General features: G+C 63.9%; 22 protein-coding genes and 1 tRNA gene. 6 read left to right on the top strand and 17 right to left on the bottom strand.

Features of this window, described 5'->3' with window-relative positions; translation table 11 throughout:
• From FJ967_RS11565 to FJ967_RS11580, 4 genes are read left to right on the top strand one after another with little or no spacing between them, the layout of a single operon-like run.
• Complete coding sequence (locus FJ967_RS11565) at positions 1–963, top strand: CoA ester lyase (RefSeq protein ID WP_140731837.1); 963 nt, start codon at positions 1–3, stop codon at positions 961–963.
• A gap of 39 nt (positions 964–1,002) precedes the next feature.
• Positions 1,003–2,226 carry a malate--CoA ligase subunit beta gene (locus FJ967_RS11570; protein ID WP_348643093.1) on the top strand — a complete coding sequence of 408 codons (1,224 nt, stop codon included), beginning with the start codon at positions 1,003–1,005 and terminating at the stop codon, positions 2,224–2,226.
• A gap of 13 nt (positions 2,227–2,239) precedes the next feature.
• The gene (gene sucD / locus FJ967_RS11575; RefSeq protein ID WP_140731839.1) at positions 2,240–3,139 is read left to right on the top strand and encodes a succinate--CoA ligase subunit alpha; all 900 of its coding nucleotides are present in this window, start codon (positions 2,240–2,242) and stop codon (positions 3,137–3,139) included.
• Positions 3,140–3,145: 6 nt separating this feature from the next.
• Positions 3,146–5,830, top strand: coding sequence for a phosphoenolpyruvate carboxylase (locus FJ967_RS11580; protein ID WP_140731840.1), 2,685 nt, complete (start codon positions 3,146–3,148; stop codon positions 5,828–5,830).
• 73 nt (positions 5,831–5,903) lie between these two features.
• On the opposite strand, the gene FJ967_RS11585 is transcribed toward FJ967_RS11580, so the two are convergent.
• Positions 5,904–5,988, bottom strand: a tRNA-Leu gene (locus FJ967_RS11585).
• Between the two features lie 235 nt (positions 5,989–6,223).
• On the opposite strand from FJ967_RS11585, the gene lipB reads away from it, so the two are divergent.
• Complete coding sequence (lipB, locus tag FJ967_RS11590) at positions 6,224–6,967, top strand: lipoyl(octanoyl) transferase LipB (RefSeq protein WP_140731841.1); 744 nt, start codon at positions 6,224–6,226, stop codon at positions 6,965–6,967.
• A 7-nt stretch (positions 6,968–6,974) separates the two neighbouring features.
• Here lipB and FJ967_RS11595 read toward each other — a convergent pair whose 3' ends face one another.
• The 7 genes from FJ967_RS11595 to mce form a co-directional block, all read right to left on the bottom strand.
• The gene (locus FJ967_RS11595; protein ID WP_140731842.1) at positions 6,975–8,225 is read right to left on the bottom strand and encodes a site-2 protease family protein; all 1,251 of its coding nucleotides are present in this window, start codon (positions 8,223–8,225) and stop codon (positions 6,975–6,977) included.
• 414 nt (positions 8,226–8,639) lie between these two features.
• Positions 8,640–9,926: a lipoprotein-releasing ABC transporter permease subunit gene (locus FJ967_RS11600; protein ID WP_140731843.1), complete on the bottom strand. Its 1,287-nt coding sequence runs from the start codon at positions 9,924–9,926 to the stop codon at positions 8,640–8,642.
• 212 nt (positions 9,927–10,138) lie between these two features.
• Positions 10,139–10,867 (bottom strand): ABC transporter ATP-binding protein, encoded by a 729-nt coding sequence (locus FJ967_RS11605; RefSeq protein WP_181175793.1) that lies wholly within the window; start codon positions 10,865–10,867, stop codon positions 10,139–10,141.
• Positions 10,819–12,105: a lipoprotein-releasing ABC transporter permease subunit gene (locus tag FJ967_RS11610; protein WP_140731845.1), complete on the bottom strand. Its 1,287-nt coding sequence runs from the start codon at positions 12,103–12,105 to the stop codon at positions 10,819–10,821. Before FJ967_RS11610 ends, FJ967_RS11605 begins: the two co-directional genes overlap by 49 nt.
• Positions 12,102–13,430 (bottom strand): proline--tRNA ligase, encoded by a 1,329-nt coding sequence (proS, locus tag FJ967_RS11615; RefSeq protein ID WP_140731846.1) that lies wholly within the window; start codon positions 13,428–13,430, stop codon positions 12,102–12,104. Before proS ends, FJ967_RS11610 begins: the two co-directional genes overlap by 4 nt.
• Positions 13,431–14,073: 643 nt before the next feature.
• Positions 14,074–14,358 (bottom strand): DUF1467 family protein, encoded by a 285-nt coding sequence (locus tag FJ967_RS11620; RefSeq protein ID WP_140731847.1) that lies wholly within the window; start codon positions 14,356–14,358, stop codon positions 14,074–14,076.
• Positions 14,355–14,759 carry a methylmalonyl-CoA epimerase gene (gene mce, locus FJ967_RS11625; protein WP_140731848.1) on the bottom strand — a complete coding sequence of 135 codons (405 nt, stop codon included), beginning with the start codon at positions 14,757–14,759 and terminating at the stop codon, positions 14,355–14,357. Before mce ends, FJ967_RS11620 begins: the two co-directional genes overlap by 4 nt.
• 127 nt (positions 14,760–14,886) lie before the next feature.
• On the opposite strand from mce, the gene FJ967_RS11630 reads away from it, so the two are divergent.
• On the top strand, positions 14,887–15,750 hold the full coding sequence (locus FJ967_RS11630) for an MBL fold metallo-hydrolase (RefSeq protein WP_140731849.1): 864 nt from the start codon (positions 14,887–14,889) through the stop codon (positions 15,748–15,750).
• A 16-nt stretch (positions 15,751–15,766) separates the two neighbouring features.
• Here FJ967_RS11630 and FJ967_RS11635 read toward each other — a convergent pair whose 3' ends face one another.
• From FJ967_RS11635 to nuoH, 9 genes are all read right to left on the bottom strand, one after another.
• Complete coding sequence (locus tag FJ967_RS11635; RefSeq protein ID WP_140731850.1) at positions 15,767–17,437, bottom strand: ribonuclease J; 1,671 nt, start codon at positions 17,435–17,437, stop codon at positions 15,767–15,769.
• 95 nt (positions 17,438–17,532) lie between these two features.
• On the bottom strand, positions 17,533–18,354 hold the full coding sequence (locus FJ967_RS11640; RefSeq protein WP_140731851.1) for a biotin--[acetyl-CoA-carboxylase] ligase: 822 nt from the start codon (positions 18,352–18,354) through the stop codon (positions 17,533–17,535).
• A gap of 4 nt (positions 18,355–18,358) precedes the next feature.
• On the bottom strand, positions 18,359–19,795 hold the full coding sequence (gene nuoN / locus FJ967_RS11645; protein WP_140731852.1) for an NADH-quinone oxidoreductase subunit NuoN: 1,437 nt from the start codon (positions 19,793–19,795) through the stop codon (positions 18,359–18,361).
• A gap of 18 nt (positions 19,796–19,813) precedes the next feature.
• On the bottom strand, positions 19,814–21,319 hold the full coding sequence (locus FJ967_RS11650) for an NADH-quinone oxidoreductase subunit M (RefSeq protein ID WP_140731853.1): 1,506 nt from the start codon (positions 21,317–21,319) through the stop codon (positions 19,814–19,816).
• Complete coding sequence (gene nuoL, locus FJ967_RS11655; RefSeq protein ID WP_140731854.1) at positions 21,319–23,292, bottom strand: NADH-quinone oxidoreductase subunit L; 1,974 nt, start codon at positions 23,290–23,292, stop codon at positions 21,319–21,321. Before nuoL ends, FJ967_RS11650 begins: the two co-directional genes overlap by 1 nt.
• A gap of 10 nt (positions 23,293–23,302) precedes the next feature.
• Entirely contained in the window at positions 23,303–23,611 is a 309-nt protein-coding gene (gene nuoK / locus FJ967_RS11660) for an NADH-quinone oxidoreductase subunit NuoK (protein WP_019858930.1), read from the bottom strand.
• Between the two features lies 1 nt (position 23,612).
• The gene (locus FJ967_RS11665; RefSeq protein ID WP_140731855.1) at positions 23,613–24,233 is read right to left on the bottom strand and encodes an NADH-quinone oxidoreductase subunit J; all 621 of its coding nucleotides are present in this window, start codon (positions 24,231–24,233) and stop codon (positions 23,613–23,615) included.
• Between the two features lie 130 nt (positions 24,234–24,363).
• Positions 24,364–24,855 (bottom strand): NADH-quinone oxidoreductase subunit NuoI, encoded by a 492-nt coding sequence (gene nuoI / locus FJ967_RS11670; RefSeq protein ID WP_027046992.1) that lies wholly within the window; start codon positions 24,853–24,855, stop codon positions 24,364–24,366.
• Positions 24,855–25,898, bottom strand: a complete 1,044-nt coding sequence (nuoH, locus tag FJ967_RS11675; RefSeq protein WP_140731856.1) for an NADH-quinone oxidoreductase subunit NuoH — start codon at positions 25,896–25,898, stop codon at positions 24,855–24,857. The genes nuoI and nuoH overlap by 1 nt, the downstream gene beginning before the upstream one ends.

Raw genomic sequence — 25,898 nt, forward strand, 5'->3', positions numbered from 1 at the left:
ATGAGCCACACCATCAACCATCTGAAGAAACTCAGGCTGCAGCGCAGCGAGCTTGCGGTTCCCGGCTCCAGTCCCGAGATGATAGACAAGGCGGCCAACAGCGCCGCCGACTTCATCTTCCTCGACATCGAGGATGCGGTGGCGCCGCCCGACAAGGAGCGCGCCCGCAAGAACATCATCCAGGCGCTGAACGACATCGACTGGCGCGCCAAGGGCAAGACCGTCTCGGTGCGCATCAACGGCCTCGACACACATTACATGTACCGCGACGTCGTCGATGTCATGGAACAGGCCGGCGACCGGCTTGACACCATCCTGGTGCCAAAGGTCGGCGTGCCTGCCGACCTCTACATGGTCGAGGCCATGATCAACCAGATCGAGATGGCCAAGGGCTTCAAGACCCGCGTCGGCCTGGAGGCGCTGATCGAGACGGCACTTGGCATGGCCAATGTCGAGGCGATCGCCGCCACATCAGGCCGGCTGGAAGCCATGCATTTCGGGGTCGCCGACTATGCCGCCTCGAACAAGGCGCGCACCGTCAACATTGGCGGCCTCAACCCGGACTATCCCGGCGACCAGTGGCATTTCGCGCTGTCGCGCATGACAGTCGCCTGCCGCGCCTATGGCCTGCGCGCCATCGACGGGCCGTTCGGCGATTTCTCCGATCCGGAAGGCTACAAGGCCGCCGCCAGGCGTGCGGCAGCCCTCGGCATCGAAGGCAAATGGGCGATCCACCCCTCACAGATTGCCTTGGCCAACGACGTGTTCTCGCCGCCGGAAAAGGAAGTCACGCGCGCCCGCCGCATCCTGGAGGTGCTGAAAGAGGCGGAGGCACAGGGAAAGGGAGCCGCGGCGCTCGACGGCAAGATGATCGACGCCGCTTCGGAACGGATGGCCAGGAACGTTCTGGTGGTCAACGACGCCATCGAACGCGCCGGCCGGCCATACGCCGCCGCGCAATAGAGCAATTCCAGGAAAAGTGTGAGCGGTTTTCCGTCCGGAATTGCGGAAAAACAAAGAGAATTACGGGAGGACAAGATGGACATTCACGAATACCAGGCCAAGGAACTGCTCGCCCGGCACGGGATCCATGTGCCGCGCGGCGGCCTGGCCTACAGCCCCGAACAGGCGACCTACCGGGCGCGCGAGATCGGCGGCGGCAAATGGGTGCTGAAGGCGCAGGTCCATTCCGGCGCGCGCGGCAAGGCCGGCGGCATCAAGGTCTGTTCCAACGACGAGGAGATTTCCAACGCGGCCGAAGCCATGCTCGGGCGCAAGCTGGTGACCCACCAGACCGGCCCGCGCGGCAAGCTGATCTCGCGCCTCTATCTCGAGGAAGCCGTCGACATCGCGCAGGAGCTCTATCTCGGCTTCGTGCTCGACCGCAAGGAAGAGCGCGTCATGATCGTGGCCTCGGCCGCCGGCGGCATGGAGATCGAGGAGATCGCCGAGACGGCGCCGGATTCGATCATCCGCGCCACCGTCGATCCCGGCGTCGGCATGCAGCGCTTCCAGGCGCGCGAGATCGCCTTCGGTCTCGGGCTGGAGGACAGCCTGATCGGCAAGGCGACCGAGACCATCTTCAGCTGCTACCAGGTGTTCCGCGACTACGACGCCTCGATGCTTGAGATCAATCCGCTGGTGGTGACCCGCGACGGCAGCCTCGTCGCTCTCGACGCCAAAATGTCGTTCGACGAGAACGCGCTGTTCCGGCGGCCCGAAATCTCCGAGCTGCGCGACAAGAGCCAGGAAGACCCGCGCGAAACCTTCGCCAGTGACCGCGGCCTCTCCTATGTCGGGCTGGACGGCAATATCGGCTGCATCATCAACGGCGCCGGGCTCGCCATGGCGACCATGGACATGATCAAGATCGCCGGCGGCGAACCGGCCAACTTCCTCGATATCGGCGGCGGCGCCTCGCCCGAGCGGGTGGCGAAATCCTTCCGCGCCGTGCTCGGCGACAAGAATGTCGAGACCATCCTGGTCAACATCTTCGCCGGCATCAACCGCTGCGACTGGGTCGCCGAGGGCGTCATCAAGGCGATCCGCGAGGTCGGCGTCACCGTGCCGCTGGTGGTGCGGCTTTCCGGCACCAGAGCCGAGGAAGGACGCAGGATCCTGGCCGATTCCGGCGAGGCGGTGATTGTCGCCGACACGCTGGCCGAAGCCGCCGAAAAGGCCGTCGCCGCCTGGCGCGCCGCCACCAAGAAGAAAAAAGCAGCCTGAGGGAGGTCGAGAAATGGCAATCCTGCTCAACCGCAGCACGCGTGTCATCGTGCAAGGGTTCACCGGCAAGATCGGCAGCTTCCATGCCGAGGACATGAAGCGCTACGGCACCAAGCTGGTCGGCGGCGTCACCCCCGGCAAGGGCGGCCAGACGCATCTCGGCCTGCCCGTCTTCAACACCGTCAAGGGCGCGGTGCGCGAAACCCGCGCCGAGGCCAGCATCGTCTTCGTGCCGCCGCCCTTCGCCGCCGATTCGATCATGGAGGCGGCCGATGCGGGGATCAAACTCTGCGTCTGCATCACCGACGGCATCCCCTCGCAGGACATGATGCAGGTCAAGCGCTATATGCGCCGCTACCGCTTCGAGGACCGCATGCGCCTCGTCGGACCGAACTGCGCCGGCATCATCACGCCGGGACAGGCGCTGATGGGCATCATGCCCGGATCGATCTACCTGCCGGGCCGTGTCGGCATTGTCGGCCGCTCGGGAACGCTGGGTTACGAGGCGGCCTCGCAGATGAAGGCGCTCGGCATCGGCGTCTCGACCAGCGTCGGCATCGGCGGCGATCCGATCAACGGCTCCTCCTTCAGGGACGTCCTGAAGCTGTTCGAGCACGACGACGAAACCGACGCCGTGGTGATGATCGGCGAGATCGGCGGCCCCCAGGAAGCCGAAGCCGCGATCTGGGCGCGCGACAACATGCGCAAGCCGCTGATCGCCTACATTGCCGGTCTGTCGGCGCCGAAAGGCCGCCGTATGGGCCATGCCGGCGCCATCATCTCGGCCTTCGGCGAGTCGGCGCAGGAGAAGGTCGAGATCCTCAAAGAGGCCGGCGTCATCATCGTGCCGACACCGTCATCCTTCGGCGAGGTGGTGGCCGATACGCTGGCGCGGACGAAGAAGGCGGCTTGAAACGGTTTGGAACAGAGCAGGCGCATCAAATTTCGCGAGGACGAGCGCAGCCTCCTGTTGCGCCTGCTGCTTCAGGTCGCCAGCGCGCGTGAGCCCGAGATCGCCGCCGTCCTGAACGGACGCAGGTCGCTCGTCTCGCTCGCCCCGCAACAGCGCATCCCGGCGCTCCAGGCGAGCGGCGTCTGGTTCCAGTTGCTGGCGATATCAGACGAGTTGCTGGCCATGCGGGCGCGGCGCGAGCTGGAACAAGGCGCCGGCGTCGACGACGTGCCGGGATCCTTCGCCAGCGTGATCGCGCAGATGGCGGCGAACGGCCACTCGGGCGCAGACGTCCAGGCGCGGCTCGATGAACTCTGTGTCGGCCCGACCATGACCGCGCACCCGACCGAGGCCAAACGCGTCACGGTGCTGGAGATCCATCGCCGCATCTATCGCAAGCTGACCGAGCTCGACCAGCCGCGCTGGGCGCCGCGCGAGCGCGACCTTCTGGTCGCCGATCTGGAAAGCGAGATCGAGCTTCTGTGGATGACGGGCGAGCTGCGGCTGGAACGCCCGACGGTCGAACGCGAAATCGCCTGGGGCCTGCATTTCTTCCGGGAAGTCATCTTCGAGGCAACACCCCAGCTCTACGGCAAGCTTGAGGACGCGCTGGAGCGCCACTATCCCGGAGCGCCGATCCGAATCCCCTCCTTCATGCGCTATGCCTCATGGATCGGCGGCGACCGCGACGGCAATCCCAATGTGACGGCCGCGGTCACCGCGCACGCCATCGCCGAATACCGCGATACCGCCATGGGCTGGTATCTGGCGCAGGTGCAGCGGCTGGTGACGGTGCTCAGCGCCAGTTCGAACGTCGTCGAGCTGCCGACAAGCTTCATGCCGGTGCTGAAAACGGCGCTCGATAGAAGCGGACAGGCCGACCTGATCGCCGGGCGCAACCCTGACGAACCGCTTCGCCAGTTTGCTTCGGCCCTGCTTGCACGGCTGGAGGCGACGCGGGACGGCGGCACGGCGGCGTACCCGTCGGCGGAGGTGTTTCGTGCCGACCTGAGCGCGCTGTCTTCGGTCCTCGATAGGATCGGCGGGCGCGCGGTCGCCAGGCGTTTCGTCCGGCCCCTGCTTTGGCAAGTCGGAAGCTTCGGCTTCCGCACGGTCTCGCTCGACGTGAGGCAGAACTCGACGGTCGTCAACCGCGTGCTGGCAGAGCTGTTCGCGCTGACGGATCCCGCCGATCCTGTCACGTCGGGGACACCGCAATGGTCGGCGCGCATTCGCAAAGCCATCAGCGAGGGCGAGCGGCTGGAGATCGACGCTGACCGGCTCTCGGCGGAAGCTGGCGACCTGCTTTCGACATTCTCCGTCATCGCCAGACATGCCTCCAACGAGGATCCCGACGCAATCGGTTGTTTCGTTCTGTCGATGACCCGCTCCGTTGACGATCTGCTCGCGGTCTATCTGCTGGCGCAATATTGCGGGCTTTCGACCGCGCCCGGTGGCGGCGGCACGGTCAGGCTGCGGATCGTACCCTTGTTCGAGACCATCGCCGATTTGCAGGCGGCCCCCGGCATATTGAACGGGTTGCTCGACATCTCGCTGGTGCGGCGCACGGTGCGTGATTTCGGCGGGCGCCAGGAAATCATGCTTGGCTATTCCGATTCCAACAAGGATGGCGGCTTCCTCGCCTCCAACTGGGAACTGGCCAAGGCGCAAAAGCACCTTGCCGCCGTCGGCCGCAAGCACAAGGCCAGGATCAGCTTCTTTCACGGTCGCGGCGGCTCCGTCAGCCGTGGCGGCGCGCCGACCAGCCGCGCGATCGCGGCGCAGCCGCAAGGCACCGTCGCCGGCGCCATGCGGGTCACCGAGCAGGGCGAGGTCGTATCGTCGAAATTCGCCAATCGCGGCACCGGCCTCAACCAGCTCGAGATCCTGGCCGCCGCCGTACTGGCCCACAGCGTCGGGGCGCCGGGCGATGCCGAGCAGGAGGAAACGCCCGAGTTCAACGAAGCGCTGGAAGCGCTGGCCGGCATGTCGCAGGCATCCTATGCCACGCTGATGGCCGAGCCTGGTTTCCTCGACTATTTCAACCAGGCGAGCCCGGTCGCGGAACTGGCGCTCCTGAAAATGGGCTCAAGGCCGGATCGCCGTTTCGGCGCCAAAGGCATTGCCGATCTGCGCGCCATTCCCTGGGTGTTCGCCTGGAGCCAGAACCGCCTTCTCCTGACCGGCTGGTATGGCATCGGCAGCGCGCTGAACGCCTTCGTCGCGGTGCGCGGCGAGGCCGGGCGGGAGCTTCTGGCCCGCATGTTCGAACACTCGCGCTTCTTCCGCCTGATCGTCGACGAGGCCGAAAAGACGCTCTACCAGGCCGATATGGAGATCGCGCGGCTCTACGCCGAACTGGTGGCCGACAGCATTGCCGGCCAACGAATCCATGCCCGGATCGCCGCAGAATACGAGCTGACGCGGCGCCTGATCGGCGATCTCACCGGAGGCGACCTCTCCGCGCGCTTTCCAATGTTCAAGCGGCGTTTCGACAGCCTGCGGCGGCAGATGGACGACATCCACCGGCTACAGGTCGATCTCTTGCGCGATGTCAGGAAAAACACCGGCACTGCGGATCAAAAGCGGGCGACCGACGCCCTGCTTGTGTCGATCAATTGCATTTCGGCGGGCCTGGGGTGGACGGGATAGGCGCGTTCTCGCCGAACTCCGCTGCTGTCCCGAAGGACGCCCTCACCCGGATCACAAGGTCGGTCGGGATAATTGGTGCGGTCGAGAAGACTCGAACTTCCACGGGTTGCCCCACAGCGACCTCAACGCTGCGCGTCTACCAATTCCGCCACGACCGCACGTGGTAGGAGCCGGAACCGACCGGCTCGCGGCGTGTAGCAAATCGTTTCCGGCGAAACAAGTGCGCAATGCGCAATAATCCTAAGCGATTGGCATAACAGTCCACAGGATCGGAATAAGCACGCAAAACTGGACGTTTGCGCCCGATATCGCCATATGGATGGCAATTGCACATCGCCCGAAAGCGCAAGGCGGTTTTGGGAGCGGGCGTGCATCGAGCGAAAACGAAAAGTCATGCCAGAACGCAGCCAGATCGCCACGTCGTTCCTGCCCCTGCCCGGCTCGGCGCCGGTCGAATGGGCGGTCGAGCCCGGCCTCACCGCCTATCCCGATGCGCTTGCCTTCATGGAGGCGCGCGCCGAGGCGATCCGCAGCGGGGCCGCCGGCGAGATGGTCTGGCTGGTCGAGCATCCGCCACTCTACACGGCCGGCACCAGCGCCCATATCGAGGACCTGATCGAGCCTGACCGCTTTCCGGTCTTCGCCGCCGGCCGCGGCGGCGAATACACCTATCATGGGCCAGGCCAGCGGGTCGCCTATGTCATGCTTGATCTGAAGCGCCGGCGCGAGGATGTGCGCGCCTTCGTCGCCGCGCTCGAACAGTGGATCATCGGCACGCTCGCCGCCTTCAACGTGCGCGGCGAACGCCGCGAGGATCGGGTCGGCGTCTGGGTGGTGCGGCCGGATCGCCCTGCCCTGCCGGACGGAACGCCGGCCGAAGACAAGATCGCGGCCATCGGCATCCGGCTGCGGCGCTGGGTCAGCTTTCACGGCATCGCCATCAATGTCGAGCCTGACCTCTCCCATTTCGGCGGCATCGTGCCTTGCGGCGTGCAGGACCATGGCGTCACGAGCCTCGTCGACCTTGGCCTGCCGGTCACCATGGCCGATCTCGACCTGGCCCTGAAATCCGCCTTCGAGGATGTGTTCGGTCCCGCCGCGGCCTTGTCGGTCGAAGCGGCTCGTAAGACCGGCTGACCGGGCTTCAGATCAACTGCGCTGATGCCCACAGCACGCCGCAGCCATGGATGGCGAACACTGCGAGCAAGGCACCGGCAATGACGAAGCGGTCGACGGTGCCGATCGGTTCCAGTTCGTGACGGGGTTTTACCCCGCTGCCGACGGTGAGCAGGCTGAGGATCGAAAACACCGCCCCGGCCGCCAGCAGAAAGCCCAGCGAAAAACCCGCCTGCCAGCCGAGAGCCAGAAAGGCCGACAGCAGCGAGAAGGATGCCAGCGCCAGCACGATCGGCCCCGGGCAGATCTGGCGCAGCACCTGGCCGCCGTCGAATTTCCACACCGGCACCAGATTGGCGATGTTGAACAGCGCCGCGCAGCCGGCCAGGGCCGCCAGCAGCGCCGCGGCCGCCTTGTGGCCCTCGCCGCCGGCCAACACGCTGGCGGCAATGACGATCGGCACCAGGAAGGCGGAGAACCCCGCCCCCATCAACGCCACGAACGCCACTTCGAAACGGCTGTTGTAGGGCCGGCCGCCAATGGCTATGCCGCCGAGCAGCGGGATGAAGATCATCCGCGCCCTGCGATGGCCGGTCAGCCGGAACGCCGCCATGTGGCCGAGTTCGTGCAGCGCCACCACAGACGTCAGGATCGCGGCCAGCGCCAGCCCGACGAGATGGAGGCCGAAGAACGGCCACAGGATCAAAGCCGACAGAACGGCAAAGCCGACCTGGCTCAGCGGATGCTCGAACCAGCCGCCCTTGCGGTACTGTCCGGTTCTTGCCCAGCCCTGCAGCTTGGAGAGCTCGCGGCGCATGGCGAAGAACCGGAACACCAGGAAAGCGACGCCGCGATACCGGTCGGTCTGGGTCAGCGTCACCCGCGTGCCGCCGTGCACCGACACCAGTTCGGCGGTCTCGCAGTAATCCTTCCAGAACGAGGTATCGAGCGCGGTATCCTCGACCACACGCATTGAGAAGCGGCTGCCCTCGACGACATCCTCAAACCGCGCCTTGCGCTCGATCGGCTTGCCGTCGCGGCCTTCCCACGACAGCATGATGCGGGCCACGCCCTCGTGGTCAAGGGGCTGCGCCGACAGGATCTCGCCGGACCAGCCGGCATCGCTGCCAAGCGGCCACAGCGCCTGCCAGAGGCGCTGCCGGTCCATTGCCACGATGCGGCTCGACCTGACCGTGCGCAAACCAAGCGGCACGGTCATTAAGAGAAAAATCAGCCCGAGATTGCTGGCCACGAGAATGGCCGTGACGATGGGCGACACGTGCGCGCTGCTCCCTGCCTTGGAGCCTCATCCTAGAGCCGCCTCGGCAAGAAAGACTTAACGGCGCCACGGCCTTCGATGACCGCGCCGGCAAGATCGGCAAAGGCCGCAAAATCACATGGCTCCGATCCACATCGCCATGGAAACGAGAAACGCGCTCATGCAAACCAGCGAGACGACATCCTGAACCAGATCGGTCATAACTCTCTCCTGTTGTTGATATGTTTTTAATTTGTTCTAATTTTGTTCCAAAGTCAACGCACATCAGCCGCGGGAAAGACGAAATCGCGAGGCGTTGGTATCGCAAGGTTAAGAGAAGGTTTACGACCTGATATGCCGGCCGAAGAGCTCACGCACCCGCACTCTCCGAGACAGTGATGCAGGACGCTTTTCAGCTCAATGATGGGCTGGGCACTACTCGTGTCTCAACGCTTCGACCGGATCGAGGCGAGCCGCCTGCCAGGCTGGAAACAGCGTCGCCAGGAACGAAAGCACGAGCGCCATGGCGATGACCGAAACGGTCTCGCTGAACTCCATCCTGGCCGGCAGCTCGTTGAGGAAATAGAGCTCGGGATTAAACAACACCTTCCCGGTCATCCAGGAGAAGAACTGGCGGATGCGTTCGACGTTGAGGCAGATGAAAACGCCAGCAAGCACACCGGCAAGGGTACCGACAACACCGATCGCCGCTCCAGCCATCAGGAAAATACGCAGGATGGCCCCACGTGAGGCGCCCATCGTGCGCAAGACGGCGATGTCGTGCCCCTTGTCCTTCACCAGCATCACAAGGCCCGAAATGATGTTCAGGGCCGCCACCAGCACGATCATCGTCAGGATCATGAACATCACATTGCGCTGGACCTGCAGCGCCGAGAAGAAACTCTGGTTACGCTGGCGCCAGTCGTTCAGGTAGATCTGCTGCTGCGCAGCCTCCTCCACCTTGGGCCTGATTGCGTCGACGTCGTCGGGATTGTCGAGATAAACCTCAAGGCTCTGGGCCTTCCCCTCCGAATTGAAATACAATTGCGCTTCGGAGAATGGCATATAGATGATCGAAGCGTCGTATTCCGACATGCCGACCTCGAAGATCGCCGTCACCGGATAGGCCTTCAGCCGGGGTGTGGTGCCGAACGGCGTCACGTCGCCGTCCGGTGAAATCAGCGTGATCGTGTCACCGAGCGTCAGGCCGAGATTCTTTGCCATGCGCCCGCCGATGGCGACGCCGCCCGCCGTATCGAAACCGGCGATCGAGCCTTGCTTGATGTTGCCGGTGACCAGGGTGACCTTGCCGAGGTCGCCGCCCCTGATACCACGCACCAGGGCGCCGCTGCCGGCACCGACATTGCCTCGCGCCAGAACCTGGCCTTCGACCAGCGGAACGGCATATTTGACGCCGGCCACTCCGTTGATGCGCGTGGCAAGCCCTGCATAATCCTCCAGCGGAAGATCGACCGCCGTGACGACGAGATGCCCGTTGACGCCAAGAATGCGCGACAAAAGCTCGGCCCGGAAACCGTTCATGACAGCCATCACCACGATCAGCGTCGCCACACCCAGCATGATGCCGAGGAAGGAAATCGATGCGATGACCGAGATCACCGTTTCCTTGCGCCGCGAGCGCAGATAGCGCCACGCCACCATGCGTTCGAAACCCGAGAACGGTCCGGCGCCGGCCGGCCTGATTGCCGAAGCCTCGCTCATGCGGCGATACCCAGGCGTTTGAGAGCGGCGGGCAGCCCCACTGATTGGCGCTTACCGCTCTTGCAGGTCAGCAAATAGCGGGACAAACGCATGATCCGGTCTGGAAGGCCGTGACGGAACAGACGCATGACCTGCTTCGATGCAAAGGCTTCATAGTCTTTTCACCCCGACGAAAACCCGCGCCACTCCGGAACACCGCGAATGGCGCGTGCCTACAGCGGCACCACTTTCCCCTCGGCCAGCGTCACGCGCCGGTCCATGCGCGAGGCCAGCTCGTGATTGTGCGTGGCGATCAGCGCCGCAAGACCCGATTGCCGCACCAGCGCCTCCAGCGCCTCGAAGACGTAGGACGCGGTCACCGGGTCGAGATTGCCGGTCGGCTCGTCGGCGAGCAGCACCAGCGGCGCGTTGGCGACGGCGCGCGCGATGGCGACGCGCTGCTGTTCGCCGCCGGACAGTTCGGAAGGCCGGTGCGACGCGCGCTTGCCGATCTGCATGTAGTCGAGCAGCTGCGCCGCGCGCTCGCCCGCTTCCTTGCGCGACAGCCCCTTGATGAGCTGCGGCATCATGATGTTTTCCAGCGCCGAGAATTCCGGCAGCAAATGATGGAACTGGTAGACGAAGCCGACATCGTTGCGGCGAATCGAGGTGCGCTCGTCGTCCGACAGGCGCCCGCAGGCGCGTCCGGACAGGATCACGTCGCCGGCATCAGGCCGTTCCAGCAGGCCGGCCGTATGCAGCAGCGTCGACTTGCCGGTGCCTGACGGCGCCACCAACGCCACCATCTCGCCGCGGCGCAGCGAGAAATCGGCACCGTTCAAAATGGTGAGCTTGCGCGGCCCCTGCACATAGTGCCGCTCGACGCTCTTCAGCTCGATGATCACCTCGGCCACTACTCGTACCTCAAGGCTTCGACCGGATCGAGGCGGGCGGCCCGCCATGCCGGAAACACCGTTGCCAGGAAGGACAGCGCAAGCGCCATGATGATGACATAGGTCGTCTCGCGCGGATCCATCTTGGCCGGCAACTGGCTGAGGAAATAGAGCTCCGGATTGAACAGCACCTTGCCGGTCATCCAGGAGAAGAACTGGCGGATCGATTCGATGTTGGTGCAGATGACGACGCCGAGCAGCACGCCGGCAAGCGTGCCGGTGACGCCGATCGCCGCCCCCGTCATCAGGAAGATGCGCAAAATGGCGCCGCGCGAGGCGCCCATGGTGCGCAGGATGGCGATGTCATGCCCCTTGTCCTTCACCAGCATGATCAGTCCGGAAATGATGTTGAGCGCCGCCACCAGCACGATCAGCGTCAGGATCATGAACATGACGTTGCGCTCGACCTGAAGGGCCGAAAAGAACGTCTCGTTGCGCTGGCGCCAGTCGACGAGGTCGATCGGGCGTTGCGCGGCCTCCTCCACCTTCGGCTTCAGCGCGTCGACATCATCGGGATTGTCGACATAGATCTCGATGGTCTGCGCCCGGCCGTCCATGTTGAAATAGAGCTGCGCTTCCGAAAACGGCATGTAGACGATGGAACTGTCATATTCGGACATGCCGACTTCGAAGATCGCGGCGATCTTGTAGCCCTTCATGCGCGGCGTGGTGCCGAGCGGCGTCACATCCCCGTCCGGCGAGATCAGCGTGATCGTGTCGCCGAGCGTCAGGCCGAGATTCTCGGCCATGCGCTTGCCGATGGCGACACCCTCGCCCGTGTCGAAGCCGTCGAGCGAGCCTTGCTTGATGTTGCTGGCCACGATGGCGATCTTGCCGAGGTCTTCGCCCCGGATGCCGCGCACCAGCGCGCCGGTGCCGCCGCCGACATTGCCTTGCGCCAGCACCTGGCCATCGATCAGCGGGATGGCGTATTTCACCCCGGACACGCCGTTGATGCGGCTGGCGACCTGGGCATAGTCCTCGAGCGGCGAATCGAGCGGCTGCACGATCAGATGGCCGTTGACGCCCAGGATGCGCGTCAAAAGCTCGGCGCGGAACCCGTTCATCACGGCCATGACCACGATCAGCGTGGCGACGCCCAGCATGATGCCGAGGAAAGAGATCGAGGCGATCACCGAGATCACCGTCTCCTTGCGCCGCGAACGCAGATAGCGCCACGCCACCGTGCGTTCGAAGATGGAAAAGGCGCCGGCGCCCGCCGATCTCGCTGCCGCCGCCTCGCTCATGCGGCGGCACCGAAGCGTTTTGCGGCGTCGGCGATCGGCAGCGTGACGCGCTCGCCGGTCTTGCGGTTCTTGATCTCGACTTCGCCGGCGGCCACGCCGCGCGGCCCGACGATCACCTGCCAGGGCAGGCCGATCAGGTCTGCGGTGGCGAATTTGCCGCCCGGCCGCTGGTCGGTGTCGTCGTAGAGCACGTCCTTGCCGGCGGCGGTGAAGGCGGCGCTGAGTTCGTCGCAGACGCGGTCGCACTCGGCGTCGCCGGCCTTCATGTTGATCAGGCCGATGTCGAACGGCGCCACGGCCTCCGGCCAGATGATGCCGTTCTCGTCATGGCTGGCCTCGATGATCGCCGCCACCAGCCGCGACGGGCCGATACCGTAGGAGCCGCCCGAGGCGAAATGGTCCTTGCCGTCGGGTCCGGTCACCTTGGCGCCCATCGGCTTGGAATACTTCTCGCCGAAATGGAAGATATGGCCGACCTCGATGCCGCGTGCCGAGACCTGATCAGCCGCCGGTACGCTTGCCCAGGCCGCCTCGTCATGCATCTCGTCGGTTGCCGCGTACGGCGTCGTCCATGTCTTGACGATATCCGATATCTCGCCGTCATTGGCGAAATCGGTGTTCGCGCCGGGCACGGCAAGCGACAGATAGTCGCGATGGCAGAAGACCTGGCTTTCGCCGGTGTCGGCCAGGATGATGAATTCATGGCTGAGATCGCCGCCGATCGGCCCGGTATCGGCCCGCATCGGGATGGCCTGCAGGCCCATGCGTGTGAAGGTCCTGAGATAGGAAACGAACATCCTGTTGTAGGCGGCTCGCGCGCCCTCGAAGTCGAGATCGAAGGAATAGGCGTCCTTCATCAGGAATTCGCGCGAACGCATGACGCCGAAGCGCGGCCGCACCTCGTCACGGAACTTCCACTGGATATGGTAGAGGTTGAGCGGCAGGTCCTTGTAGGACTTGACGTAGGCGCGGAAAATCTCGGTGACCATTTCCTCGTTGGTCGGCCCGTAGAGCATGTCGCGGTCCTGGCGGTCCTTTATGCGCAGCATCTCCTTGCCGTAGTCGTTGTAACGGCCGCTCTCGCGCCAAAGATCGGCCGACTGGATGGTCGGCATCAGGATCTCCAGCGCGCCGGCGCGGTTCTGCTCCTCGCGGATGATCTTGCAGACCTTGTCCAGCACCCGCTTGCCCAGTGGCAGCCAGGAGAAACTGCCTTGCCCCTGCTGGCGGATCATGCCGGCACGCAGCATCAGCCGGTGCGAGACGATTTCGGCCTCGCGCGGATTTTCTTTCAGGATAGGCAGGAAATAGCGCGACAAACGCATGGACTGGTCCGTGATTGAGAATGGCAACGCCAGAATCGGCGCGGCGCAGGCTTGCTTGCCCCGGCTTCATAGCGATTTCATGACGGAATGGAAACCCGGCCATCCCAGCACATCGGCCCGCTTCGGCCCGGAATCCCTCGGTTTTCGATCGGCCCGCGCCAGCAATCGGGCATACCGAATGTCTTCGGAAGTGACCGTCAATTCTTTGCGCGCGTCAATCGCGAACATGCCGCAAAGGCTCTAACGGCCCTCATTGGTCGTTTCAAAAGCAAAGCCTGCCGCACTATTGTGCAGTGCAGCACGAGAATGCCCGTTTCAAGGCAAAATTCTTCGTGACATTTTCATTTCCCTTAGGCTAATGTGCCCCGATAACCGAGAGGGCAGAAAAAAATCTGCCTTCCTACGCGGTCAAAGTCTTGGGAGGATGCGATCTAGGCGCGGTTACTCGCTGCCGCCGGAAACCGGAAACAGATCGGACGCGTTTAATTGCAAGGCCTCGTGCCTTGCATTTTTTTTGTGCAATCATCTGGTTAGCACCGAGACTTGCCAGGCTGCATGACCTTGCGTCAGCAGTTGATGGCCGCCAGGCAGGCGGGCCTGCCGATGCCGCTCCGATCTTGTCGAACCACCCTCCCGGGGCGGCCTACTTAGCGGGGGTCTGGCCGAAATCCGGCACGATGTGCGGGATGTCGTTGAGGCTGTATCCCAGCCCGTGGGTCAAGCCGTAGAAGGTGCCCATGACAATAGCCGTGACGATGGTGGTGCGGATCACCGCGCGCAGCATATGCGGCCCGCGCGGCGCGCTCGCGACTGTACCAAGCGTCACGTCGTGATCGTCGTCCTGCGTCCTGACGCTGAACGGCAGCACGACAAACAGCACCACCCACCAGGTCGCGAAAAACAGCGCGGTGAACGAAACCCAGCTCATGATTGCTCCAGTTCGATCAGCGTACCGAAGAAGTCCTTCGGATGCAGGAACAGAACCGGCTTGCCATGCGCGCCGGTCCTGGGATTGCCGTCGCCGAGCACCCGGGCGCCGGCGGCCTTGAGCTGGTCGCGCGCGGCCAGGATGTCGTCGACCTCGTAGCAGAGGTGATGCATGCCGCCAGACGGGTTCTTCGCCAGGAACGCCGCGATCGGCGAGCTCTCGCCAAGCGGCTCCAGCAATTCGATCTTCGTGTTGCCGACATTGACGAACACAACGGTGACGCCATGCTCCGGCAAGGCCTGTGGCTCGGTCACTTCGGCGCCGAGCGTGTTGCGATAGGCTGCAACGGCGGCAGCCAGATCCGGCACCGCAAGCGCGACGTGGTTCAGCCGTCCGAGCATGTGCGCGTCTTTTTCTCCGAGGTCCAATGACTGGCGTCATACGTCAAATCGATCGCGATCAACAGTCTTTCGCCAGGAGCGCACTGTCGCACCTGTTCCAGCCTGTCCGCGCGAAGTACAAGGGCCAATGTCCGGAACCAGCCCTGCCCGCCCCCGCGTTTTCAACTTCGATCTCGGATCTTTCAAGGTTGCCGCCCTGCTCGACGCCGCCGATATCAGGGACAATCTTGCATCGGCCTTCGCGGTCGGCCAGCCGCCGGCGGCAGTGCTCGAACTCGCGGTCTCGAACTTCATCGACCAGGATCGCTACGAGCACTGCTTCATCCCGACGCTGATCGACACCGGTTCCCAAAAGATCCTGTTCGACACCGGCTGCGGAGATGAGGACAGTTCGCTTCTGGATTGCCTGCAAGAATTGGGGCTCGGCCCCGAAGATATCGATGTGGTGGTCATCACGCATGGGCACCCGGATCACATAGGCGGGCTTGTCCGGGACGGCGAACCGGCTTTCAACCGCGCACGCTTTGTGTTCGGCGCGGCGGAATTCGCCTTCTGGACCGAGGGCAAAGCGGTGCGCCCCGCCAGGTTGGCCAATCGTGATCTCTTCAGGCGCATCTGCACCGACCTGGCCGACCGCGCGACATTCATTGAGCCCGGAGACGAAGTGGTGCCGGGCATCACCGCCATCGACGCGGCCGGTCACTCACCCGGGCTGCTGGCATTCCTTGTCGAAAGCAGTGGACGGCAATTGCTGATCTGGTCGGATGCTTTCCTGCACTATGTCGTGTCCGTCCAGCGTCCGGACTGGCACGCCGATTTCGACGACGACAAGGAAAAGGCAGTCGAGACCCGCAAGCGGCTGCTGGCCATGGCTGCCGACCGGCGACTGCTCGTCGCCGGCCACCACATGCCGTTTCCGGGCCTGGGTTATATCGGACGGATAAACGGCACCTTTCGCTGGATTCCGGTCAGCTACCAGTTGAACACCTGACCAGCCGTCGCCCGTTTCAGCGGGTGACGAAAACCGTAACCAGCGGTTTCTTGCCCCAGGCTTCGTTGGCCGCGCCGCGTACCGCGCGCCGCACCGCCTCCTGGACCAGGTCCAGGTCCTTGCGACGCTGGCGGGGGATCGAATCGACCGCGCCGACGGCCGCATCGATCATCAAATCCTCGAGCGTCTCGCCGCTGGCGTCGGCCTCGGCAACGCCGATGGCGACGAGATCGGGATCGCCCGCCAATTCGTACTTGTCGTCGAGCACGACATTGACCGCGACATGGCCCGCGAAAGACAGTTTGCGCCGATCGCGTATGCCCATCGCCTGGTCGGTGCCGATCAGATTGCCGTCCTTGTAGACGCGGCCGAACGGCACCTGGTCGATGATGGTGGCGGGACCGGGCGCGAGCCGCAGCATGTCGCCGTCGCGCACCTGCGCCACCTGGCCGATGCCCGACATCGACATCAGCGAGCCCTGCGCCACCAGATGCGCGGCCTCGCCATGCACGGGGACGCCGATTTGCGGCCGCACCCACTCATACATCTTGCGCAGCTCGCTGCGGCGGGGATGGCCCGAGACATGCACCAGCGCATCGCCGTCCTCGATGATCTTGATGCCGAGATCGATCAGGCGGTTCTTGATCTCGAGGATCGCCTTCTCGTTGCCGGGAATGGTGCGCGAAGAAAACACCACCGTGTCGCCAGCTGTCAGCGACACCGATTTCATCTCGTCACGCGACAGCTTGGCAAGGGCCGCCAGCGGCTCGCCCTGGCTGCCGGTGCAGATGATGACCAGGTTCTCGCGCGGGATGAAGCCGAAATCTTCCTCGGCGATGAATTCCGGCAGCCCGTCCATATAGCCAAGCTCGTCGGCCACATCGATCACCCGCTTCAGCGAGCGGCCGAGCACCAGACATTGGCGGCCGGCATCGCGCGCCGCCCTGGCGATGGAAACGATGCGCCCGACATTGGAGGAGAAGGTGGTGACGGCGACGCGACCCTTGGCCGCCTGGATGACGCCCTTCAAGCCCTCGCCCACGGCCACTTCCGAAGGCGATTCGCCTTCGCGCAGCGCATTGGTCGAATCGCAGATCAGCGCCAGCACGCCCTTGTCGCCATAGGCGCGAAAGCGCGCTTCGTCGGTCTTGGGTCCGATCGTCGGTTCCGGATCGATCTTCCAGTCGCCGGTATGGATGACGGTGCCGGCCGGCGTGGTGATGGCCAGCGACATCGGCTCGGGAATGGAGTGCGCCACCGGAATGGCTTCGATCTGGAACGGACCGACGGTGAACTTTTCGCCGGCCCGGTAGATCGTCACCGGGATCTTCGGCGCGCCCTGCTCACCCTGCCGCTTGGCGTCCAGCAGGCCGGCGCTGAAAGGCGTCATCCAGACCGGCGCCTTCAGCTTCGGCCAGATGTCGAGCAGCGCGCCGTAGTGGTCCTCATGCGCATGGGTGATGATGATGCCGCGCAGATTGGCGAGGTTTTCCTCGATGAAGCGTGTGTCGGGCAGGATCAGGTCGACGCCCGGATGCGCCGTGTCGGGAAAGGTGACGCCGACATCGATGACGATCCACTCGCGCGCGCTCGCCGGGCCGTAGCCGTAGAGGGCGAAGTTCATGCCGATCTCGCCGACGCCGCCGAGCGGCACGAAGACGAGTTCGGCGGTGTCCGCTTTCGCCATGATATTTTCCTTCCTGGCCCTCAGGCCAAGCCGTTAAAGCAATTCCGCCAAAAGTGTCTAACGGTTTTCAATCCGGAATTGCTCAAAAAACAAAACTATACCCGGGCGGACGCGACCGCGCCGAAATGCACATCGCCGGCGGCCACCGTCAAAACAACCCCTTCATCGTCGCGGATCACGAAACGGCAGTCCTCGTCAATGGTCTCGAAGACGCCACGCACCACATTACCGTCAATTCTGACAGCAACCTCGCCGCCAAGGCCCGCCGCGCGGGCCAGCCAACGCTTCCTGATGGCGGCAAGGCCACGCCCTTCGTCCCACAGGCGGGCATTCTCGCTCCAGGCATCCGACAGCGCCAGAAACAGCGTTTCGGCGTCGCAGGCCGCGCCGAGCGCATGCAGCGACGTCGCGGGGTACGGCAAATCCGGCGGATGCGCCACGACATTGACGCCGATGCCGACCGCCACCGCGAAGCGGCCGCCATCAAGCATCGCCGACTCCAGCAGGATTCCTGCCAGTTTGGCGCCGGAGGCGAGCACGTCGTTCGGCCATTTCAGCTCGAAGCGGTTCTGTCCCTGGCTGGCGCCGTCGAGGCCGATGGCGATGCGCCCTTTCGGCACGACCGCGTCGAGCGCATCGGCAAGTGACAGGCCGGCAACGAACCCCAGCGTTGCCGCGACACGAAGCTCGCCACCGGTGATGACGAGCAAGGTCGCCGCCATATTGCCTTCAGGCGACACCCAGGCCCGGCCGCGCCGCCCTCGCCCGCTCTCTTGCTTCTTGGAGACGACCCACAATCTGCCGGGATCGCCTGCCCTTGCATGGTCGAGCGCCACCGTGTTGGTGGAGCCGACGCTGTCATGGGCTTCGAGCCGGAACCCTTCCGACGCCGAGGTTGGAGCCAGCCGAAATGCCATCCCGTCAGAAGAACGTCTTGGCCGCGGCTTCGGCATAGGTGCCGATCGGCCCGCCGATCAGCACATAGAACAGCACGAAGGCGCCCGAGACGCCGAGCACCAGGCGCAGCTCGCTGGCCATCGGCACGAAGCCGCCGACCGGCTCGTCGAACCACATGATCTTGATGATGCGCAGATAGTAATAGGCGCCCACCACCGAGGCCAGCACGCCGATGATCGCCAGCGCATAGAGATTGGCATTGATGGCGGCGAGGAAGACGTACCACTTCCCCCAGAAGCCAGCGAGCGGCGGGATGCCGGCCAGTGAGAACATCAGGATGGTCAGGATCGTCGCCATCACTGGGTTGGTCGACGACAAGCCGGCCAGATCGCTGATCTGCTCGACATTGCCTTCCTTGCGCCGCATGGCGAGGATGAAGGCAAAGGTGCCGAGCGTCATCACCAGATAGATCAGCATGTAGATGGCGACACCGCGCACGCCGGCCTGGCTGTTGGCGGCAAGGCCGACCAGCGCGTAGCCCATGTGGCCGATCGAGGAATAAGCCATCAGCCGCTTGATGTTGGTCTGGCCGATCGCGGCGAAGGCGCCGAGCGCCATGGAGGCGATCGAAATGAAGACGATGATCTGCTGCCAATCGGCGGCGACCGGCTTGAACGCGCCCATGGTGACGCGCACGATCAGCGCCATTGCCGCCATCTTGGGCGCTGCCGCCAGGAAGGCGGTGACCGGTGTCGGCGCGCCTTCGTAGACGTCCGGCGTCCACATGTGGAACGGCACCGCCGAGATCTTGAAGGCAAGGCCGGCCAGCACGAAAACGAGACCGAAGACGAGGCCAAGCTGGCGTTCGCCGCTGCCAAGTGCGGTGGCGATCTCCTGGAATCCGGTGTTGCCGGTATACCCATAGACCAGGCTGATGCCGTAGAGCAGCATGCCTGACGATAGCGCGCCGAGGACGAAATATTTCAGGCCGGCCTCGGTCGAGCGCAGATTGTCACGGTTGATCGCCGCCAGCACATAGATCGCCAGCGACTGAAGTTCGAGGCCGAGATAGAGCCCGATCATGCCGTTGGCCGAGATCATCAGCATCATGCCCAGCGTGCACAGCAGGATCAGCACCGGATATTCGAACTTGTCGAAACGTTCCGCCTTGGCAAAGCGCATCGACATGACCAGCGTCACCGCCGAGCCGACCAGCGCCAGCACCTTCATGAAGCGGGCGAAGGAATCCTGGACGAAGGCATGGCCATAGGCACTGCCCTGCCCCGTGGAAAAGAGCAGCCAGGCGCCCGATATCACCAGCACGGCAACCGCAAGGCCGGTCACCGTGTTGGCGGTGTTGGAGCGCGAATAGGCTCCGACCATCAGCAGCGCGAGCGCGCCGATGGCAAGGATCAGCTCGGGCGTCGAGAGCGACAGGCTGGAGAGAAGGTCCGGCGTCATGGTTCGCAAAACCCCTGATCAGTTCGCCGCCGCGGTCTGCGCGGCGCCGATGGATGCGGTGACATTGGTGACGAGCGCCTTGACCGACTGGGCCGTCGCATCGAAGACGGGGGCCGGATAGACGCCGAAGAAGATGACCAGCACGACCAGCGGGTAGATGATCGCCTTTTCGCGTGTCGAGAGATCAAGCAGCCCCTTCAGGCTGTCCTTGGTCAGCGCGCCGAAAATCACCCGGCGGTAGAGCCAGAGCGCGTAGGCGGCCGACAGGATGACGCCGGTGGCGGCGAAGAACGCCACCCAGGTGTTGACCCGGAACACGCCCAGCATGGTCAGGAATTCGCCAACGAAGCCCGACGTGCCCGGCAGGCCGACATTGGCCATGGTGAAGATCAGGAACACGGTGGCGTATTTCGGCATGTTGTTGACCAGGCCGCCATAGGCCGCGATCTCACGCGTATGCATGCGGTCGTAGATGACGCCGACGCACAGGAACAGCGCGCCCGAGACCAGGCCGTGGCTCAGCATCTGGAAGATCGCGCCCTGTACGCCTTCCTGGTTCATGGCGAAGATGCCCATGGTGACGAAGCCCATATGGGCGACCGACGAATAGGCGATCAGCTTCTTCATGTCCTCCTGCATCAGCGCCACCAGCGAGGTGTAGATGATGGCGACGACCGAGAGCGTGAACACCAGCGGCGCGAACATCTCGGATGCCAGCGGGAACATCGGCAGGGAGAAGCGCAGAAAGCCGTACCCGCCCATCTTCAGGAGGATGCCGGCCAGGATGACCGAGCCGGCGGTCGGCGCCTCGACGTGAGCGTCCGGCAGCCAGGTGTGCACCGGCCACATCGGCATCTTCACCGCGAAGGAGGCGAAGAAGGCAAGCCACAGCCAGGTCTGCATGTTGGCCGGGAAGTTGTGCGTCAGCAGCGTCGGGATGTCGGTCGTGCCGGCCTGGAAGAACATCGCCATGATGGCGAGCAGCATCAGCACCGAGCCGGCGAGCGTATAGAGGAAGAACTTGAACGAGGCATAGACGCGCCGCTTGCCGCCCCAGACGCCGATGATGATGAACATCGGGATCAGGCCGGCTTCGAAGAAGACGTAGAAGAGCACGATGTCGAGCGCGCAGAACACGCCGATCATCAGCGTTTCCAGGAGCAGGAAGGCGATCATGTAGGCCTTGACGCGCTTCTCGATCGCTTCCCACGACGCCAGGATGCAGAGTGGCATCAGGAAGGTCGTCAGGATGACGAACAGCATGGAGATGCCGTCGACGCCCATATGGTAGGAGATGCCGGAATCGAGCCAGGCGACCTTTTCGACGAACTGGAAGCCGGCCTGCGAATTGTCGAAGCCGGTCCAGATGAACAGCGACACCACGAAGGTGAAGGCCGTGGTTATGAACGCGATGGCGCGGATGTTGCGGCGCGCATTTTCGCTGTCGTCCCTGATGAACAGGATAAGCAGCGCACCAACCAGCGGCAGGAAGGTGACCAGCGAGAGGATTGGCCAGGCGGTCATCAGAGCATCATCCAGGTGACGAGTGCGGCAACGCCGATCAGCATGGCGAAGGCATAGTGGTAGAGGTAGCCGGTCTGCAGTTTGACGACACGGTTGGTGACATCGACGACGCGCGCCGAAATGCCGTCAGGCCCAAGCCCGTCGATGATGGTGCCGTCGCCGGTCTTCCACAGGAAGGAACCGAGGCGCTTGGCCGGCCGCACGAACAGGAAGTCGTAGAGCTCGTCGAAGTACCACTTGTTGAGCAGGAACGCGTAGAGCCCGCGATGCTGCGCGGCGAGATTGGCCGGCATTTCCGGCGAGCGGATGTAGAACTTCCAGCCCAGCGCCAGGCCGATCAGCATGGCGATGAAGGGCGACAGCTCGACCCACAGCGGTAGTTCGTGGATTTCGTGCAGGATATGGTTGTCCGGCAGCGTGAACAGGGACGCCTTCCAGAACTCGCCATAGCCTTCGCCGATGAAGGAATTGTGGAAGATGATGCCGGCAAACAGCGCGCCTGCCGCCAGCACGAACAGCGGCACCAGCATCACCGGTGGCGATTCATGGACGTGGTGCATGACCTCGTGGCTCGCCCGCGGCTTGCCATGGAAGGTCATGAAGATCAGCCGCCAGGAATAGAAGGAGGTGAAGCCGGCGGCGATCACCAAGAGCACGAAGGCAAGGCCAGCGACGGAATTGTGCCCGGCAAAGGCCGTCTCGATGATGGCGTCCTTGGAGAAGAAGCCGGCGGTGCCGATGACGGTCACCGGGATGCCGACGCCGGTCAGAGCCAGCGTGCCGATCACCATCATCCAGTAGGTGGTCGGGATCAGCTTCCTCAAACCGCCCATCTTGCGCATGTCCTGCTCGTCGGACACGGCATGGATGACCGAGCCCGAGCCGAGGAACAGCAGCGCCTTGAAGAAGGCGTGCGTGAACAGATGGAAGATCGCCGCGCCATAGGCGCCGACGCCGAGCGCCACGAACATGTAGCCGAGCTGCGAGCAGGTCGAATAGGCGATGACGCGCTTGATGTCGTTCTGGACGAGACCGACGGTCGCCGCGAAGAAGGCGGTGAAGGCGCCGATGAAGGTGACCACCGTCAGCGCCGAATGCGACAGCTCGAACAGCGGCGACAGCCGCGCCAGCATGAACACGCCGGCCGTCACCATGGTGGCGGCATGGATGAGCGCCGACACCGGGGTCGGGCCTTCCATCGCGTCCGGCAGCCAGGTGTGCAGCGGCACCTGCGCCGACTTGCCCATGGCGCCCATGAAGAGCAGCAGGCACACGACCGTCATCGCCGCCTGCTTGTCCAGCGCATGGCCGAGGAAGGTGAGCACGGCGGCGCCCTGCGGCGCGCCTTCAGCCGGAATGAACGTCGCCGCATTGGCGAAGATGGTGCCGAGATTGACCGAGCCGAACAGCACGAAGACGCCGAAAATGCCGAGGGCGAAGCCGAAGTCGCCGACGCGGTTGACGACGAAAGCCTTGATCGCCGCGGCATTGGCCGACGGCTTCTTGTACCAGAAGCCGATCAGCAGGTAGGACGCCAGGCCCACCCCCTCCCAGCCGAAGAACATCTGCACGAGGTTGTCGGCCGTCACCAGCATCAGCATGGCGAAGGTGAACAGCGACAGATAGGCAAAGAACCGCGGCCGGTTCGGATCGTGGTGCATGTAGCCGATCGAATAGATATGGACCAGCGCCGACACGGTGTTGACCACCACCAGCATCACCACAGTCAGCGTGTCGATCCTGAGCGCCCAGGAGACGTCGAGCCCGCCGGACTGGATCCAGTGCAGCACCGGCACGGTGAATACCTCGCCATGGCCGAAGCCGACGCTGAAGAAGGCAACCCATGACAGCACCGCCGAGATCACCAGGAAGCCCGACGTGATGTATTCGGACGCCTTGGCGCCGAGCGCGTTGCCGAACAGGCCTACGATCAGGAAGCCGAGCAGCGGAAGGAAGACGATCGCTTGATACATAATAGCCCCGTCAACCCTTCATCATGTTCACGTCTTCGACCGCGATCGACCCGCGGTTGCGGAAGAAGACGACGAGAATGGCAAGTCCGATCGCCGCTTCAGCCGCCGCCACCGTCAGCACGAACAGCGCGAACACCTGGCCAACCAGATCGCCGAGCGCCGCCGAGAAGGCGACGAAATTGATGTTGACCGCCAGCAGGATCAGCTCGACCGACATCAGGATGACGATCACGTTCTTGCGGTTCAGGAAGATGCCGAACACGCCGAGCGTGAACAGGATTGCCGATACGGTCAGATAATGTGCGATGCCGACGACCATCTCAGACTCCTTCGCCCGACTTGACCTTGCGGATTTCCATGCCGGTCGCCGGCGTACGGCCGACCTGCGCTGCGATCGACTGCCGCTTGACCCCTTCCTTGTGGCGCAGCGTCAAGACGATGGCGCCGATCATGGCGACCAGCAGCACGAGGCCCGAAATCTGGAAGTAGTAGAGGTAGTCGGTATAGAGGATGTCGCCGAGTGCGGCCGTGTTCGAGCGCGCGGCAAGGTCAGGAATGGGCTTTGCGACCGTCGCGGCAAGTTTCGGCGCGAAGGTGTAGCCGCCGAGCACGACAATCAGTTCCGCCGCCAGGATCAGCCCGACCAGCGCGCCGATCGGCGCGTATTGCAGGGCGCCGCTCTTGAGCTCCGCGAAATCGACGTCGAGCATCATGACGACGAACAGGAACAACACCATGACGGCGCCGACATAGACGACGAGCAGGATCATCGCCAGGAACTCGGCGCCGGTCAGCATGAACAGGCCGGCGGCGTTGAAGAAGGTCAGGATCAGGAACAGCACCGAATGCACGGGGTTGCGCGACGAAATGACCATGAACGCCGATGCCACGGCGACAAAGGCGAAGAGGTAGAAAAAGGCCGCCTCTAGTCCACTCAGCATTGGGGATCCCCCGGGTTCCTGTCCAAACAGGACGCTCGTCCTGTTTGTTGTCTTTGGCTTCGTCCCGCCTCCGGTAGCGAAGCCGCGTTGTCCTTAGACGAGGCCCCTCGCCCCGTCCATGCGTCAAATGTCAGCGGTAAGGCGCGTCCAGCGAGATGTTGCGCGCCAGTTCGCGCTCCCACCGGTCGCCATTCGCCAACAGCTTGTCCTTGTCGTAGTAAAGTTCCTCGCGCGTCTCCGTCGCGAACTCGAAATTCGGGCCCTCGACGATGGCGTCGACCGGGCAGGCTTCCTGGCAGAAGCCGCAATAGATGCATTTCACCATGTCGATGTCGTAGCGCACCGTGCGGCGTGTGCCGTCATTGCGGCGCGGGCCGGCCTCGATGGTGATCGCCTGCGCCGGGCAGATCGCCTCGCACAATTTGCAGGCAATGCAGCGTTCCTCGCCATTGGGGTAGCGGCGTAGCGCATGCTCGCCCCGGAAGCGCGGGCTGGTTGGCCCCTTCTCGTGTGGATAGTTGATCGTCTCCTTCGGGGCGAAGAACTGGCGCATCGACAGGAAGAAGGCGCTGACGAAATCCTGCAGCAGCAGCGATTTTGCGGCCTGGGAAAGAGCGGACATCACGCAAACCCCGTGATCTTGAGGAAGGCCGCGGTGGCGACGACCATGAACAGCGAGATCGGCAGGAACACCTTCCAGCCCAGCCGCATCAGCTGGTCGTAGCGGTAGCGCGGCACGAAGGCCTTCACCATGGAGATGCCGAAGAACACGAAGCAGACCTTCAGCACGAACCAGATCACGCCCGGCACCCAGGTGAAGGGCGCGAAATCGAACGGGGGCAGCCAGCCGCCGAGGAACAGGATGGTGGCCAGCGCGCACATCAGCACGATCGCGACATACTCGCCGAGGAAGAACAGCAGGAACGGCGTCGAGGAATATTCGACCATATGGCCGGCGACGAGTTCCGATTCGGCTTCGACCAGGTCGAAGGGCGGGCGGTTCGTCTCTGCCAGCGCCGAGATGAAGAAGATGACGAACATCGGGAACAGCGCCAGCCAGTTCCAGTCGAGGAAGGTGTTGGGCAGGCCGAGCCGCGTGCCCAGCCCGTCATGCTGGGACAGCACGATATCGCTGAGGTTGAGCGAGCCGGCGGTAAGCAGCACCGTGACGATGACGAAGCCGATCGAGACTTCGTAGGACACCATCTGCGCGGCCGAGCGCAGCGCGCCGAGGAACGGGTATTTCGAGTTGGACGCCCAGCCGCCCATGATCACGCCATAGACCTCAAGCGAGGAGATGGCGAAGACATAGAGGATGCCGACATTGACGTTGGCGATCGCCCAGCCCTCATTGACCGGGATGACCGCCCAGGCCGAGATTGCCAGCACCGCCGACACCAGCGGCGCCAGGAGGAACACGCCCTTGTTGGCGCCCGACGGAATGACCGGCTCCTTGAAGACGAACTTCAGCAGATCGGCGAAGGCCTGCAGCGTGCCCCAGGGGCCGACGACGTTCGGACCGCGGCGCAACTGCACGGCCGCCCAGATCTTGCGGTCGGCGTAGAGGATGTAGGCGACGAAAACCAGCAGCACGACGATCAGCACGACCGACTTCAACAGGATCAGCAGCGCTGGCAGCACGTAGAAGGAGAAGAAGGTGTCCAT

Origin of the sequence: Mesorhizobium sp. B2-3-4 (assembly GCF_006442315.1) — a bacterium.
Classification (GTDB): Bacteria; Pseudomonadota; Alphaproteobacteria; order Rhizobiales; family Rhizobiaceae; genus Mesorhizobium.